Source organism: Streptococcus sp. A11 (genome assembly GCF_043674225.1).
In the GTDB taxonomy this organism is placed as follows: Bacteria; Bacillota; Bacilli; order Lactobacillales; family Streptococcaceae; genus Streptococcus; species Streptococcus suis_V.
In genome coordinates this window covers 1-15,952 of the sequence record NZ_JBIMJS010000008.1, presented here as the reverse complement: position 1 = coordinate 15,952, position 15,952 = coordinate 1, and the positions used below count along the sequence as shown (strand labels likewise).

Below are 15,952 nucleotides of genomic sequence, written 5' to 3'. Positions count from 1 at the left end.
TTACCATGTATCAATTAGGAACATTTGTCGAAATGAAAAAGCCTCATGCCTGTGTCATCAAATCGACTGGCAAAAAAGCCAATAAGTGGGAAGTCATTCGTTTAGGTGCAGATATTAAAATCCGTTGCAGCAACTGTGACCATGTGGTCATGATGAGCCGGCATGATTTTGAGCGGAAAATGAAGAAAGTTCTTGATAGCGAGTCCTAGTTGACAGTTTGCAACTGCTGGTTGCGAAAATTTCTGAAGTGTTGCTAGTCAGCTACTCATGTCTAAGTTATACTAATCTTAGAAATCAGGAGGAATCTATCATGACTCAATTAGCCCAACAAATTCGAGCTTTACGCACAGCTAGGAATTTATCCCAAGATGGATTGTCAGAAAAACTCTATATTTCCCGTCAGGCTATTTCCAAATGGGAAAATGGTGAAGCAACGCCAGATATTGATAAACTGGTCCAGCTGGCAGAAATTTTTGATGTCAGTCTAGACTATCTGGTTTTAGGAAAAGAACCTGAGAACAATACCAAGGAAACAGGAACATATCAAACAGCAGAGCAAAAAATGGATATTTGGCAATTTATTGCTGGCTATTGGTGGATAGTGCTCTCTATTTTGGGATATTTATCTTGGTTTCTACCTCATATTTTGCCATCTATTTTTGGATGATACAAAGCTTGTTGATTCGCAAGCTTTTTTTCAAATTTTCTGCTATAATAGTCATGATTGAATTTTTAATTGGAGAGTAAAAAAACATGGCTTTAACAGCAGGTATCGTCGGTTTGCCAAACGTTGGTAAATCAACCTTATTTAACGCAATTACCAAAGCAGGAGCAGAGGCTGCCAACTACCCTTTCGCGACCATTGATCCAAACGTGGGAATGGTAGAGGTGCCAGATGAGCGCTTGACCAAGTTGACAGAGTTGATTACACCAAAGAAAACCGTGCCGACCACCTTTGAATTTACAGACATTGCCGGTATCGTAAAAGGTGCCTCAAAAGGGGAAGGTTTGGGAAATAAATTCTTGGCCAATATCCGCGAGGTGGATGCCATTGTTCACGTGGTTCGTGCCTTTGACGATGAAAATGTCATGCGGGAGCAGGGGCGTGAAGATGCCTTCGTTGATCCGCTTGCTGATATTGATACGATTAACCTAGAATTGATTTTGGCTGACTTGGAGAGTATCAACAAACGCTATGCGCGTGTGGAGAAGATGGCTCGTACCCAGAAAGACAAGGATTCTGTGGCAGAATTTGCCGTTCTCGAAAAAATCAAGCCCGTCTTGGAAGATGGTAAATCAGCTCGTACAGTAGCTTTTACAGACGAAGAGCAAAAAATTGTCAAGCAGCTTTTCCTCTTGACCACCAAGCCAGTCCTTTATGTAGCTAACGTTGATGAGGACAAGGTCGCTGACCCAGACGGCATCGAGTATGTTCAACAAATCCGCGATTTCGCAGCGACAGAGAATGCAGAAGTGGTAGTCATTTCAGCGCGTGCCGAAGAAGAAATTTCGGAACTCGACGACGAGGACAAGGCAGAATTCTTGGAGGCAATCGGTTTGACTGAGTCTGGTGTTGACAAACTGACTCGTGCAGCTTATCATTTACTTGGTCTTGGTACTTACTTTACAGCAGGTGAAAAAGAAGTCCGTGCTTGGACCTTCAAGCGAGGTATCAAGGCGCCTCAAGCGGCCGGTATCATCCACTCAGACTTTGAAAAAGGATTTATCCGCGCTGTAACAATGTCCTATGATGATTTGATGCACTACGGCTCTGAGAAGGCTGTTAAAGAGGCTGGACGCCTTCGTGAAGAAGGTAAGGAGTACGTGGTCCAGGATGGGGACATCATGGAGTTCCGCTTCAATGTCTGATGCCTAACATTCGCTTATTCGTTGTTATCTCGTCTTGTCGTACTATCAGTACTGCCTGTGACTTTGATGCCTAGACTAAGCAAATGTTTAGCAATCAAAAAACAACTATAAAAATAGTAGGTTGGAAAGACTTCCAACCCTTTTGGTGTTTAAGGAGAAAAAATGACACGATTGATAATAGGTCTAGGCAATCCCGGTGACCGCTATTTTGAAACCAAGCACAATGTCGGCTTTATGCTGATTGATAAGATTGCAGCGCGTGAAAATGTGGCTTTTACGCACGATAAGATTTTCCAAGCAGACCTTGCAACGACCTTTATTGACGGAGAGAAGATTTTTCTGGTCAAGCCGACGACCTTTATGAATGAATCGGGCAAGGCAGTGCATGCGCTGCTGACCTACTACGGACTGGATGAGACTGATATTCTGGTGGCCTATGATGATTTGGACATGACTGTTGGAAAAATCCGTTTCCGTCAAAAAGGCTCTGCCGGTGGCCACAATGGTATTAAGTCTATCATCAAGTATCTAGGAACAGATCAATTTGACCGCATCAAGATTGGCATCGGTCGTCCCAAAGGCAAGATGAGTGTGGTTCATCATGTTTTATCTGGATTTGATACGGAGGACCGCATTGACATTGACCTAGCTCTTGAAAAACTTGACAAAGCTGTCAACTTCTATTTACAGGAAGATGACTTTGATACTATCATGAGAAAGTTTAACGGCTAATGAACATCCTGGATTTATTACACCAAAATAAGCAAATCAATCAGTGGCAGGCAGGACTAAATAAATCCACTCGCCAACTCATCCTAGGACTATCAGGAACCAGCAAGTCCTTGGTCATGGCATCTGCCTTTGATAGCTTGGCAGAAAAGATTTTAATTGTGACGGCGACCCAAAATGAGGCCGAGCGCTTGGCAACAGACTTATCAGCTATTATTGGTAGTGACTATGTTTACAACTTCTTTACAGATGACAGTCCTGTTGCCGAGTTTGTTTTTGCCTCCAAAGAGCGAACCCAGTCTCGAATTGATAGTTTGAATTTCCTACAAGACAAGACTTCATCAGGGTTTCTGGTAGCTAGTATGGCTGCCTGCCGTGTTTTGCTACCTAGTCCTTCTGCCTATCAATCTGCTAGATTAGAACTTTCAGTTGGTCAGGAAATGGAAGTTGACACCCTTGTCAAGTCACTTGTCAATACAGGTTATAAGAAGGTTTCTCGTGTCTTGACCCAGGGAGAATTTAGCCAGCGAGGAGACATCTTAGATATTTATGATATGCAGGCTGAGCATCCTTATCGTCTAGAGTTTTTCGGTGATGAAATAGACGGCATCCGAAATTTTGACGTCGATAGCCAGAAGTCTCTAGAAAATTGTGAACAGATTTCCGTTTCACCAGCATCAGAAATGATTGTGACAGAAGAGGACTACCAACGAGCTATTCCTATCATTCAGAAAATGATTGAGCGTTCCAATCAGGAAGAACAGATTTCCTATCTCAAGGAAGTCTTGGCAGACATGCAGTCTTCCTACCGTCATCCGGATCTCAGAAAATTCCTGTCCTTCTTATATGAGGATAGCTGGACTATTTTGGATTATCTTCCAAAAGGTTCACCTATTTTTCTAGATGATTTCCATAAAATTTCTGATAAACAGGCCCAGTTTGAGAAAGAAGTTGCGGATGTCTTGACACAGGATTTACAGAATGGTAAATCAGTGTCAAGTTTGAATTACTTCGCGTCAACCTATGCTGATTTGAGAAAATACAAGCCAGCCACCTTCTTTTCTAGTTTCCAGAAAGGTCTGGGCAATGTCAAGTTTGACGGACTTTACCAATTTACCCAGCATCCCATGCAGGAATTTTTCCACCAAATTCCGCTTTTAAAAGACGAGCTAGCTCGTTATGCCAAATCAAACAATACGGTCATTATCCAGGCTTCTTCTGAAACAAGTTTACAAGCTTTACAGAAATCTTTACAGGAATACGAGATTCATTTACCAGTCCATTCAGCATCACAATTAGTCGCTGGGCAGCAGCAAATCACCGTCGCTCAGCTGTCAGCTGGTTTTCATCTTATGGATGAAAAGCTGGTTGTCATCACTGAAAAGGAAATTTTTAATAAGAAAATCAAGCGCAAAATCCGCAGGACAAACATGTCCAATGCGGAGCGGATTAAGGATTATAGTGAGCTTTCAGTAGGAGATTATGTAGTCCACCATGTTCACGGAATCGGTCAGTATTTAGGGATTGAAACCATTGAAATATCGGGTGTTCACAGGGACTATGTTACTGTGCAATATCAGAATGCTGACCGCATTTCCATTCCAGTAGAGCAGATTGACCTCCTGTCCAAATACCTGGCATCAGACGGCAAGGCACCTAAGGTCAATAAGCTAAACGACGGTCGTTTCCAAAAGACCAAGCAGAAGGTGCAAAAGCAGGTTGAAGACATTGCGGATGATTTGATTAAGCTCTATGCAGAGCGCAGTCAGCTCAAAGGTTTTGCCTTTTCACCTGATGATGCCAGTCAAGAAGAGTTTGACAACTACTTTACACATGTGGAAACCGATGATCAACTTCGCTCGATTGACGAAATCAAAAAGGATATGCAGAAGGATTCGCCCATGGATCGGCTCTTGGTCGGGGATGTTGGATTTGGTAAGACAGAAGTAGCCATGCGGGCAGCCTTTAAGGCGGTCAATGATGGCAAACAGGTTGCAATTTTAGTTCCGACAACGGTCCTAGCCCAGCAACATTTTGCAAATTTCCAAGAGCGCTTTGCTGAGTTTCCTGTCAATGTTGATGTGATGAGCCGATTCAAGACCAAGGCAGAGCAGGAGAAAACGCTGGAGAAGCTCAAAAAAGGTCAGGTGGATATTATCATTGGTACTCATCGCTTGCTCTCCAAAGATGTGATCTTTTCCGATTTAGGTTTACTGGTCATTGACGAGGAACAGCGCTTTGGTGTCAAGCACAAGGAACGCCTTAAAGAGCTGAAAAAGAAAATCGATGTCCTTACCTTGACTGCAACTCCTATACCTCGGACCCTGCAAATGTCCATGCTTGGAATTCGTGATTTGTCTGTTATTGAAACACCGCCAACTAATCGCTATCCTGTCCAAACCTATGTCATGGAAACTAATCCAACAGTCATTCGCGATGCCATTATCCGTGAATTAGACCGTGACGGACAGGTTTACTATCTTTACAATAAAGTTGACACCATTGAGCAAAAAGTTTCAGAGCTGAAAGAGTTGGTTCCAGAGGCCAGCATCGGTTATGTTCACGGACAAATGTCTGAAATTCAACTGGAAAATACCCTATATGCCTTTGTGGAAGGGGAGTACGATGTTCTCGTTACGACTACCATTATTGAAACAGGGGTTGATATTCCAAATGCCAATACCCTCTTTATTGAAAATGCTGACCATATGGGACTGTCAACCCTCTATCAACTTCGTGGTCGTGTCGGCCGTTCCAATCGTATCGCCTATGCCTATCTCATGTATCGGCCTGACAAGTCCTTAACAGAAGTGGCTGAAAAACGCCTAGAAGCCATCAAAGGCTTTACAGAACTGGGGTCTGGCTTCAAGATTGCTATGCAGGACCTGTCCATCCGCGGTGCGGGAAATATTCTCGGTGCAGCCCAGTCTGGCTTTATTGACTCAGTCGGCTATGAAATGTACTCTCAGCTTTTGGAGCAGGCCATTCTTGAAAAGCAAGGTAAAGCTGGCCAGCGTCAGAAGAGTAATACTGAAATCAATTTGCAGATTGATGCCTATTTACCGAGTGAATACATTTCAGACCAGCGTCAAAAAATCGAGATTTACAAGCGGATCAAGAACATTGACAGCCGTGTAAACTATCAAGAATTGCAGGAAGAGTTGGTCGATCGCTTCGGAGACTATCCGGATGTTGTAGCTTATTTGCTAGAAATTGGTCTCCTCAAATCTTATCTGGACCAGGTTTTCTGTCATAGTGTCCTTAGAAAGAAACAGCAGATTACAATTTCCTTTGAGCCCATGGCTGGTCAAATTTTCCTGACCCAGGATTATTTCCAGGCCCTATCAGTGACCAATCTCAAGGTCCAAATTGCAGAGAATCGGGGCAGTTTAGAAGTGATTTTTACCCTTCAAAAACAGAAGGATTATGAAATCTTGGAGGAATTGATCCAATTCGCAGAAAAATTGGCCCAAATTAAGTTAAGTAAAGGTTGATTGTGCCGAACGGTTTATTTCATTAGAATGCATCAATTCTCATTTTCTTCGCAGGAGCAGTCATTTCAGCATTCATATTTTGGTGAGAGAGTTTCCAAACTCTCTTTTTACATTTTGGTAACAAAGTTATCCTATTCTACCAAAACCTTTAAAAAATGATATAATATTTAGTTGAGGTAATTCAAATGAGACTAGATAAATATTTAAAAGTATCCCGTATTATCAAGCGCCGGACAGTTGCAAAAGAAGTGGCAGACAAGGGCCGTATCAAAATCAACGGCATTTTGGCAAAGTCTTCAACGGATGTCAAAATCAATGATCAAATCGAAATCCAATTTGGAAACAAACTCTTGACAGTCAAGGTCTTGGAAATGAAAGACTCGACCAAGAAAGAAGACGCCCTTAAAATGTACGAAATCGTTAGCGAAAAAAGGATAGAAGCAGATGAAAAAATCTAAGGTTCTTCAAATCAGCAATCGTTTCATTGATGCTGAGAAGGAAAGATTTCACCGCAAAGAGCTAGAAAAACAGCAAAAAAACCGTTTTTTAGCGACAGTTATTGTCTTGGTGATTTTTCTCTTTATGTTGCCAACCTATAATCTAGTGGCTAGTCATCAGAAATTGAAGCAAAATGAAGCCAAACTAGTTGAATTGGAAAATCAGTACAAAGACCTTTCTCGTGAGAAGGAACTTCGTGACGCCCTAGTCAAAAAATTGCAGGATGAAGAATATGCTGCAAAATATGTCCGCGCCAAGTATCAGTTTTCAAAAGATGGCGAGTTTATCTACAATATTCCAGGATTGTTGCCCCAATGACAGAAGATTTATTAAAAAATGTTGAGTTATTTTTGTCCTATTCCGATGACAAATTAGAAGAACTCACTGAAAAAAATCAACAGCTAAAAGTGTCTGTTGATCCACAACAAGAAATTTCCAAATAGAAAGAATGGAGAATGAAGGAAAAATTAGTCATACTCCTCTTGCCAATTTTATTTTCTGCAACCATTGTGGACAGCACAGAAGTCCCCTTTGAAATCACGCAAGAAGAGTACGTAACTTTCAATCAAAAAGAATACCAACCCATCTTTCATAGCCTACCTAGCAACCCGATTTCCCTGACAGAACTCCATGTGTTTAAGGATATGGACCTGACCCACTATAGTCACAAGATAGGGCCTGATTCCAGTTTGGAACTAGCAGGTTTAGAGGTAAATAACCACCACCAGCAGGTATTCACACTATCGGATGGCACCTATGTTTTGGCTAGTCAAGACCAAGTAGCAGATGACAGGATTTTAAACCAGGTAGGTCTTGAACAGACCTATTGGACCAAGGAGAATACTCGAATTTTAACTAGTCCTGTTTCTACAAAGCAGGATGAAAAAGAAAGTACTCTTCCTCCTTATCAGCCTGTTCAGGTTGACACACTCGTGGAGACACCGAGAGGTCAGTTTGTTCAGATTGTCGGCAAGGGCTGGGCTCTACTTGACCACTTGTCAACCCAAGATAATAGGATGGAAGGAGTTCAAAAACTCCTAGACACAAAATACAACAAAGACAACTACTCTATATATGTCAAGCAAGTGTCAAGTCAGTTAGAAGCAGGTATCAATCAGGATAAGATTCTATATGCAGCCAGTGTTTCTAAGCTTCCTACACTCTATTATGCCCAAAAACAAATTGATTTAGGGCGTTTTAAATTGACAGATAAGGTCAAGTATGTAAAGGAGACAGAGGGCTTTGATGGAGCCTATGACCCTGCAGGCAGTGGATCCATCAGCAAGCGAGTTGACAATAAAGAATACCAAGTTGACGACCTGCTCAACCGTATCGCCAAAGAGTCTGACAATGTCGCAAGCAATATTGTCGGCTACTACCTGGCTGACAAGTTTAATCAGCAGTTTTACGATGACATCACCTCTATCACTGGTCAAAAATGGGACATGGTTACACGTGAAACATCTCCAAAAGTAGCTGGACTAATGATGGAAGCTATTTACCATCAGGGTGGGTTCGTACTTGATAGTCTCAAGGAAACCAGGTTCGATGACCAGCGCATTCCCAAGGACATTCCGGTTCCGGTGGCCCATAAGATAGGTGACGCCTATGATTTCAGGCACGACGTTGCTCTTGTCTACACAGACTCACCCTTCATCTTGTCCATCTTCACGGACAAGGCAAGCTACGACGACATTTCACAAATTGCCAAGGATATTTACGAGATTTTGAAGTAATGAAAGAAAGATTTATAAAAGTGACACGCCAAGGTCACTTTTTTGATAAACACAGAAAAGTTTTGGTGGCTGTATCCGGTGGACTGGATTCCCTGACACTTTTGCAGCTCCTATACGACAGCAGGGAGAAGCTAGATATCGAACTAGGCATAGCACATATCAACCACCAGCAACGACCAGAATCCCAGGAAGAGGAGCGCTATATCAAAGAATTAGCGACTCAACTACGACTTCCTGTTTATATTTCACATTTTCAAGGAGCTTTCTCGGAAAATGCTGCGCGGAAATGGCGCTATGACTTTTTCAAACAAGTCATGGACCAGAAAGGCTATACTGCTCTGGTCACGGGGCATCATGCGGACGACCAGGCTGAGACAGTTTTCATGCGGATTCTCCGTGGCAATCGACTGCGTCACATCTCAGCCATTCAGCCAGTCCAAGACTTCGGACCTGGCCAGCTGATTCGTCCCTTGCTGACCTTTCAAAAATCTGATTTTCCAGCAACAGTTCATTTTGAAGATTCTAGCAATACCAGTCCAGCTTATTTACGAAACCGTATCCGAAATACCTATTTGCCACAATTGAGACAGGAAAATCCTCAGCTGGATAAGAATCTCCTCCAGTTAGCATCCGAAAGCCAACAGTTGGTCCAAGCCCTGCGTGATTTGACCAAAGATGTAGAAATCACCAACCTCCAGCATTTTCAGCAGCAAACCCAGGCTGTACAAAGTTTTATTCTGGAAGAATATTTAGAACAATTCCCAGACCTTCAATTGACAGCTGCTCAGTTTGACCAAGTCCTCCATATTTTACGATCCAAGGCCAATTATCGTCACAGCCTAAAAAACGGCTACCAATTAGAAAAAGATTATCATCAGTTTTGCATCAGCAAAATCCAACCTCAGACGGATGAAGCACTAGCTCCCCTTGTGATAGAATCAGACGGTATCTTCACTTATGGGGACTACCTATTTTCCCTCAATCAACCACTGGAAGATGCCCAACAAATCCTTTATCTGCAACCAGATAGCCCCATTACCTTACGCAGCAGACAGGCAGGAGACAGCATTCTCATAAATGGTGTTCAGAAGAAACTCCGTCGCTGGTTTATTGACCAAAAAATTCCTCAGCAAGTACGACAAGAAGTCATAGTTGTCCAACAGGCTGAAAAAATTTATGGAATTGCCAATCTGCTTATCACTGATTTGAGTAAATCTGCAAAAAATGGTATAATGAAAGCTATCTTATATATCAAACAGAAAGAGTAAAACATTATGTTGGATAATGATATTAAAAAAGTTCTCGTTTCAGAAGAAGAAATCATTGCGAAAAGCAAAGAGTTAGGTCAAATCTTGGCCCAGGATTATGCAGACAAAAATCCTCTTCTTGTGGGTATTTTGAAAGGATCTATTCCTTTCATGGCTGAATTGATGAAGCATATCGATGCCCACGTAGAGACAGACTACATGGTCGTTTCTAGCTACCACGGTGGTACAGAAAGTAGCGGTACCGTAAAAATCATCAAGGATTTGGACAATAGCGTCGCTGGTCGTCACATTATCTTTGTAGAGGACATTATTGATACTGGCCGTACCCTGAAAGAACTCAAGGAGCTTTTTGCCCTCCGTCAAGCAGCTTCTATAAAAATTGCAACTCTTTTGGATAAACCAGAAGGCCGTGTTGTTGAAATTGAGCCAGACTATACCTGCTTCACTATTCCAAATGAGTTTGTAGTCGGTTTTGGTCTAGATTACAACGAAAATTACCGTAATCTTCCTTATGTTGGAGTACTGAAAGAGGAAGTTTATACAAAATAGAAAAGGTTTCCTACTATTATTATGAACAATCAACCAAATAAAGGATTTATAAAAAATCCTTTTCTCATTATTCTTGTCATTGCGACTCTTTTGACAGCCTTCCAATTTTTTAACGCTGGCAAACAAGTAACAGTGCAAGAAATTCCCTATTCTCAAGTCATTACCGAGCTTAAAAATGATAATGTATCAGAACTAACCTACCAGCCTGATTCAAGCGTTATCGAAATTACAGGTAAGTACAAAAAGGAACAAACAGCCAAAGACGAGCTAGCCTCTTCTATTAAATTGTTCCAAGTTTCAGAGACAATCAAGTACAAAAACTTCAAATCTCTGATTTTACCTTCCGAGACAAATCTATCAGAACTTCAAACCCTGGCCAATGAAAAAGGGATTAAAGTTACGATAAAGCCTGAAAGCTCCAATAGTCTCTGGTTTAGCATTATCCTCAACTTCCTTCCCTTGATTATTTTCGGTGGATTCTTCTTCATGATGATGAATCAAGGAGGCGGAGGTGCCCGAGGCGCTATGAACTTCGGTCGTAACAAGGCCAGAGCCTTTGAAAAGAACAATGTCAAGGTCCGCTTCTCAGACGTAGCAGGTGCGGAAGAAGAAAAGCAAGAGTTGGTCGAAGTTGTTGAGTTTCTGAAAGATCCAAAACGATTTACCAAACTCGGTGCCCGTATTCCAGCAGGTGTCCTCTTGGAAGGGCCTCCAGGGACTGGTAAAACCCTTCTTGCCAAGGCAGTAGCCGGCGAAGCAGGTGTCCCATTCTTCTCGATTTCTGGTTCAGACTTCGTTGAAATGTTTGTCGGTGTCGGTGCCAGCCGTGTTCGTTCCCTCTTTGAAGACGCTAAAAAAGCAGCTCCAGCCATCATTTTCATCGACGAGATTGATGCTGTCGGTCGCCAACGTGGTGTCGGCATGGGCGGTGGTAACGATGAGCGTGAGCAGACCCTCAACCAACTCCTGATTGAAATGGATGGTTTTGAAGGAAATGAAGGCATTATCGTTATTGCAGCTACAAACCGTAGTGATGTTTTAGACCCAGCTCTTCTTCGTCCAGGTCGTTTTGACCGCAAGGTCTTGGTTGGTCGTCCAGATGTCAAGGGCCGCGAAGCTATTCTCAAGGTGCACGCCAAGAATAAACCGCTGGCTGATGATGTTGATTTGAAATTGGTTGCCCAACAAACACCAGGTTTCGTCGGAGCCGATTTGGAAAATGTCCTCAACGAAGCTGCTCTTGTTGCAGCTCGACGCAATAAAACCGTTATCGACGCTTCGGATATTGACGAGGCGGAAGACCGGGTTATCGCCGGACCTTCTAAGAAAGACCGTCAGATTTCAGCTAAAGAGCGTGAAATCGTTGCCTACCATGAGGCAGGTCATACAATTGTCGGCCTTGTCCTATCAAATGCACGTGAAGTTCACAAGGTTACTATTGTCCCTCGCGGTCGCGCTGGTGGTTATATGATTGCCCTTCCTAAAGAAGATCAAATGCTTCTATCTAAGGAAGACATGAAAGAGCAATTGGCAGGACTCATGGGTGGTCGTGTGGCTGAGGAAATTATCTTCAATACACAGACGACTGGTGCATCCAATGACTTTGAACAAGCAACGCAAATGGCGCGTGCTATGGTTGCTGAATATGGTATGAGTGAAAAAATGGGACCAATGCAGTACGAAGGTAGCCATGCTATGTTCGGTGCCCAAACTACTCAAAAATACATTTCTGAACAAACTGCTTACGAACTGGACACAGAAGTACGTAATCTCCTGACAGAAGCCCATAACAAGGCAGCTGAAATCATCCAGGACAACCGTGAAAAACACCAGTTGATTGCAGAAGCCCTACTCAAGTATGAAACATTGGACAGCGTTCAAATCAAATCGCTCTATGAAAAAGGCAAAATGCCTGAAAAAACAGAGCACGATGAAGAAGATGTCCACCCCCTTTCATACGATGAAATCAAAGAAAAAATGAAATAATTCAAGAGAGAAATCGCAAGGTTTCTCTTTTTTTCTCCTTATAAATACGAATAAATAAGATAGAGGACCATGTCCCACATTATCAACCTTGAACTTTTTAATAAAAACTGCTAAAATATAAGTAGAAAATAGTTTGGAATGTTCAAGGAATTCTATACTGTAAGGAGAAAACCTATGCGACATACCAGACTCAAACCCACCTACGACACCGTAGCAAAAAAAATCTTCCAAAATAAGGAAGTTACCAAGCACTTTATAGCAGATATATTAGACCTACCTGTTAAATCCGTAGAATTACTAGACGGTCACCAGATTCGCCTACCACAGGACGGACTGCCGAGAGGATTTTATACCGTCACAGATATCTTGGTTGAGCTGGATGACGGCACGCAAGTCATCATTGAAATCCAGATTGTCAAGCAACGGTCCTTTGTGAATCGGCTATGGACCTATATTTGTAGCCAGGTGCATGATAATTTTGAAAATATCCGCAAGGAGTTTCAGGAGACACATTTGATCCATGAACGGCTTTATCCAGTCTACGGTATCGCCCTTTTGGAGAAAAATTATTTCCCAGACGATAAGGCCTTTCATATCTTCTCCATTCGAGAAGAAACCACTAATCAAGAACTAACCATCAAGCTAAAGGATAGTCCCAAGGACCACAGCTTGCTCAAAATGGCTTTTCTAGAGTTGGACAAATACCAGCCCGAAACTTTCGATAAAAACCAGCTTAAGAAATGGTTTGAATTTTTCGGGAACCGAGAATTTACAGCTCCTCTAGATAAAATCATCCACCAAGCCGAGCATGCCCTGGACTTCGCTAGCTGGAGTAAGGAGGAACAAGCCATGTTCAATGACGAATTAGACATTCTAGAAGTTAATTATAGTAGAATCTACTGGGCAAGAGAAGAAGGTCGCGAAGAAGGTCGTGAAGAAGGTCGCGAAGAAGGCAGAGAAGAAGGTCGTGAAGAAGGCAGAGAAGAAGGTCGTGAAGAAGGTCAACTTCAAGCCAGCTACTCGATAGCACGCAATTTATTGTCAGCCAACCTACCCCCAGAGCTTATTGCCCAAAGTACGGGTCTTTCCCTGTCCCAAATTCACGAGCTCCAAGGCGAGCTACTAACCAATAGTTGAGGAACAAGCCATGTTCAATGACGAACTAGATATTCTAGAAGTTAATTATAGTAGAATCTATTGGGCAAGAGAAGAAGGTCGTGAAGAAGGTAGAGAAGAAGGTCAACTTCAAGCCAGCTACTCGATAGCACGCAATTTATTGTCAGCCAACCTATCCCCAGAGCTCATTGCCCAAAGTACGGGTCTTTCCCTGTCCCAAATTCACGAGCTCCAAGGCGAGCTACTAACCAATAGTTGAGGAACAAGTCATGTTTAACGACGAACTAGATATTCTAGAAGTCAATTACAGCAGATTAAATGAAGCGAGTGAAGAAGGTCAACTTCAAGCCAGCTACTCAATAGCGCGCAACATGCTTACTAAGCACATGTCGGACGAGGATATAGCAGAATTGACAGCACTCCCCCTCACAACCATCGCCCAGCTCCGCAGTCAATTAGAAATCGGAGCTTAATCAAGAACAATTATAAAGCCAAAAGATAATTTAAGATAAGATAATAGTCTTTCTTTTTAGTAAGGTAAATCACTCAATATAGTTGTCATAGTTACACCCTATCCATTCATATCAAATAATCACAAATAACTTTTTTAAAAAAATCCTTAAATTTTTCTAAAAAACTCTTGACATAGATAAAAAATCAGCTTATAATATAGGTATCTGCAGTAGCAGTAATAAAATAAAAGAAAAACATAAGGAGTTTTTATCATGAAAAAAACATTCGTAACTTTGGCTACAGTTGCAGCATTGGTTGCAGCAGCAGCTCCAGCAGCTACTACATTGGCAAATGGTCCATTCAGCCCTGTTACTACAACTGTTGACGCAAAAGCAGCACAAATCAGCCGTGAGTACCAAATTCAACTTGGTAAAGTTGAATTGTTGCAAGCTGAAGATGCTCGTGTTTGGGAAGAATTGGCAGCAGCTCAAAGCTCACTTGTTAACGCTGAAAATGCCGTTGCAGCAGGTGAAGCTCAATTTGCAGCAGCTAAAGATTTCGCTGATAACTTGATCCAACAAGCTAAACAAGGTTCATATGCTACTCCAGAAGCAGCAACAGCAGCATTGAAACAAGCTGAAGTTGATGGTTCAGTTAACTTGAAACTAGCTGGAGATGCTCTTGATGCAGCAAAAGCTAACCTTGCTAGCGAACAAGCACGTGTAGCTACTCTTCAAGCATCAGCTAATGCTTCTCGTGCTGCACTTACAGAAGCACAAGCAAAATTGGCAGAACTTGCAGGAGCTTTGACAAACGCAGGTGTTAAACCAGAAGAAGTTAAACCAGCAACTGATAACGGTGCAGCTAAGCCAGCAGCTAAAACTGTTGCAGCAGCTAAAACTGGTACTGGTGCTAAAACACTTCCAAAAACAAGCGCAGCTAAATAATTAGTCTAAGCTATCATAGATAAAGTTGCCCGCGGGCAACTTTATTTTTTAGGTGAATTATGAAGAATAATAAAAATAAAAAACTGATAGTAGCCTTGCTTGCCTTACTAGCTGTTGCTGGTATTGCCCTTTCAGCTTTCTTCGGCCTTCAAGGTACTAAAAACAATACAGCCTCAACAAATAATCAACCAAGCTCTAGTCAACAGGCATCATCATCTTCTTCCGCTTCTTACCAAATTTCAGAAGAAGAAAAAGCAGCCCTAAAAGAGCAGTTTGATGGTCTAAAAAGCATCAACCCAGATACCATTGCCTATGTCTATGCTCCAGGAACCAACTTGGATGAACCAGTTGTTTATAGTGGAGACAACACAACCTACCTATCGAAACTTTTTGATGGCTCAGGGGAAGACCCATACATGGGAACAGTTTTCATGGACATGGACAATAAGACGGACTTTAGCGACAAGTTAACCTGGCTCTTCGGTCACGCCCGTGGCTCAAAAGTTCCAGACAGTCGCATGTTTAACGATGTTAACTTCTATGATGACCAAGCATACTTTGATGCCCACCCTTATGTAGTTATCCGGACACCTGAGCGTGTTCGTTACTACCAAGCTGCCTTCATGATCATTGTTCATGAATCTACTGCCTTCTACCGCACAAGTTTTGACAGCGATCAACAGTTTGCTGAACAATTGTCAGCGGTAAAAGAAGGAGCAGTTGCTAAAAATGACAGCATTGAAATCAAAGAATCCGATAACTATGTTGTATTGTCAACTTGTCGTGAAGATGACGTAACCATTCGTGCCAACCTCTACCTCCGCGAAATCCCTGAGTCAGAGCTCGGAGACTTCCTTGCAGAACATAAAGATGAACTAAATTACGTTCCAACACGCTAGTCACTAAGCTGGTCACATGACCGGCTTATTTTTTTAAAAAAATTTTAAAAAGTTATTGACAGTATTAGATATAGATGATAGAATAAGTGAGTTGTCTCTTGAGGGCGTTAATAGAAATGAAACGAAAAAAAGTTTCAAAAAAGTGTTGACAAGCTTCGCAAGAAATGATAAACTAAGATAGTTGTCGCGAGAGAGTGATAACGCACAAGACCTTTGAAAATTAAAGAAGACGAACCAAACGTGCAGGGTGATTTATCTAAGGATAAATCGTCAATGACAAAACAAAACAATAAAACGGAAAGCTAGCAATAGCTTGAGTTTGAATCAAAACTTTTAATGAGAGTTTGATCCTGGCTCAGGACGAACGCTGGCGGCGTGCCTAATACATGCAAGTAGAACGCTGAAGGA

The 15,952-nt window shown here is 42.1% G+C and carries 17 protein-coding genes and 1 rRNA gene; all 18 read left to right on the top strand.

The features are described 5' to 3' along the window. Positions 1-5: 5 nt before the first annotated feature. The gene (locus ACHBIF_RS05835; RefSeq protein ID WP_105122452.1) at positions 6-209 is read left to right on the top strand and encodes a DUF951 domain-containing protein; all 204 of its coding nucleotides are present in this window, start codon (positions 6-8) and stop codon (positions 207-209) included. Positions 210-310: 101 nt separating this feature from the next. Further along, positions 311-667 carry a helix-turn-helix domain-containing protein gene (locus ACHBIF_RS05830; RefSeq protein WP_394719253.1) on the top strand — a complete coding sequence of 119 codons (357 nt, stop codon included), beginning with the start codon at positions 311-313 and terminating at the stop codon, positions 665-667. A gap of 86 nt (positions 668-753) precedes the next feature. Beyond that, positions 754-1,869: a redox-regulated ATPase YchF gene (ychF, locus tag ACHBIF_RS05825; RefSeq protein WP_105111346.1), complete on the top strand. Its 1,116-nt coding sequence runs from the start codon at positions 754-756 to the stop codon at positions 1,867-1,869. 162 nt (positions 1,870-2,031) lie between these two features. Continuing rightward, a complete protein-coding gene (gene pth / locus ACHBIF_RS05820) occupies positions 2,032-2,601 on the top strand; it encodes an aminoacyl-tRNA hydrolase (RefSeq protein WP_257103883.1) in 570 nt (189 codons plus the stop codon). Then, positions 2,601-6,092 carry a transcription-repair coupling factor gene (gene mfd / locus ACHBIF_RS05815; RefSeq protein ID WP_394719250.1) on the top strand — a complete coding sequence of 1,164 codons (3,492 nt, stop codon included), beginning with the start codon at positions 2,601-2,603 and terminating at the stop codon, positions 6,090-6,092. Before pth ends, mfd begins: the two co-directional genes overlap by 1 nt. 185 nt (positions 6,093-6,277) lie before the next feature. Continuing rightward, the gene (locus ACHBIF_RS05810) at positions 6,278-6,550 is read left to right on the top strand and encodes an RNA-binding S4 domain-containing protein (RefSeq protein ID WP_105111349.1); all 273 of its coding nucleotides are present in this window, start codon (positions 6,278-6,280) and stop codon (positions 6,548-6,550) included. After that, positions 6,537-6,908, top strand: coding sequence for a septum formation initiator family protein (locus ACHBIF_RS05805; RefSeq protein ID WP_172010094.1), 372 nt, complete (start codon positions 6,537-6,539; stop codon positions 6,906-6,908). The genes ACHBIF_RS05810 and ACHBIF_RS05805 overlap by 14 nt, the downstream gene beginning before the upstream one ends. After that, positions 6,905-7,033, top strand: a complete 129-nt coding sequence (locus ACHBIF_RS05800; protein ID WP_254610581.1) for an SP_0009 family protein — start codon at positions 6,905-6,907, stop codon at positions 7,031-7,033. The genes ACHBIF_RS05805 and ACHBIF_RS05800 overlap by 4 nt, the downstream gene beginning before the upstream one ends. Before the next feature lie 12 nt (positions 7,034-7,045). Then, entirely contained in the window at positions 7,046-8,326 is a 1,281-nt protein-coding gene (locus ACHBIF_RS05795) for a serine hydrolase (protein ID WP_394719247.1), read from the top strand. Next, entirely contained in the window at positions 8,326-9,594 is a 1,269-nt protein-coding gene (gene tilS / locus ACHBIF_RS05790) for a tRNA lysidine(34) synthetase TilS (protein WP_394719245.1), read from the top strand. Before ACHBIF_RS05795 ends, tilS begins: the two co-directional genes overlap by 1 nt. Before the next feature lie 6 nt (positions 9,595-9,600). Next, positions 9,601-10,143 carry a hypoxanthine phosphoribosyltransferase gene (gene hpt / locus ACHBIF_RS05785; protein WP_105111353.1) on the top strand — a complete coding sequence of 181 codons (543 nt, stop codon included), beginning with the start codon at positions 9,601-9,603 and terminating at the stop codon, positions 10,141-10,143. A 21-nt stretch (positions 10,144-10,164) separates the two neighbouring features. Continuing rightward, on the top strand, positions 10,165-12,129 hold the full coding sequence (gene ftsH / locus ACHBIF_RS05780; protein WP_105160700.1) for an ATP-dependent zinc metalloprotease FtsH: 1,965 nt from the start codon (positions 10,165-10,167) through the stop codon (positions 12,127-12,129). A gap of 174 nt (positions 12,130-12,303) precedes the next feature. Then, positions 12,304-13,266 carry an Rpn family recombination-promoting nuclease/putative transposase gene (locus ACHBIF_RS05775; RefSeq protein ID WP_394719242.1) on the top strand — a complete coding sequence of 321 codons (963 nt, stop codon included), beginning with the start codon at positions 12,304-12,306 and terminating at the stop codon, positions 13,264-13,266. A 10-nt stretch (positions 13,267-13,276) separates the two neighbouring features. Next, a complete protein-coding gene (locus ACHBIF_RS05770; RefSeq protein ID WP_167786155.1) occupies positions 13,277-13,504 on the top strand; it encodes a hypothetical protein in 228 nt (75 codons plus the stop codon). A 10-nt stretch (positions 13,505-13,514) separates the two neighbouring features. Next, positions 13,515-13,718: a hypothetical protein gene (locus ACHBIF_RS05765; protein ID WP_394719239.1), complete on the top strand. Its 204-nt coding sequence runs from the start codon at positions 13,515-13,517 to the stop codon at positions 13,716-13,718. A gap of 252 nt (positions 13,719-13,970) precedes the next feature. Continuing rightward, positions 13,971-14,645: a hypothetical protein gene (locus ACHBIF_RS05760; protein WP_394719237.1), complete on the top strand. Its 675-nt coding sequence runs from the start codon at positions 13,971-13,973 to the stop codon at positions 14,643-14,645. A gap of 59 nt (positions 14,646-14,704) precedes the next feature. After that, on the top strand, positions 14,705-15,544 hold the full coding sequence (gene srtB, locus ACHBIF_RS05755) for a class B sortase, LPKTxAVK-specific (RefSeq protein ID WP_394719235.1): 840 nt from the start codon (positions 14,705-14,707) through the stop codon (positions 15,542-15,544). Positions 15,545-15,876: 332 nt separating this feature from the next. Further along, a 16S ribosomal RNA gene (locus tag ACHBIF_RS05750) occupies positions 15,877-15,952 on the top strand; the annotation flags it as partial.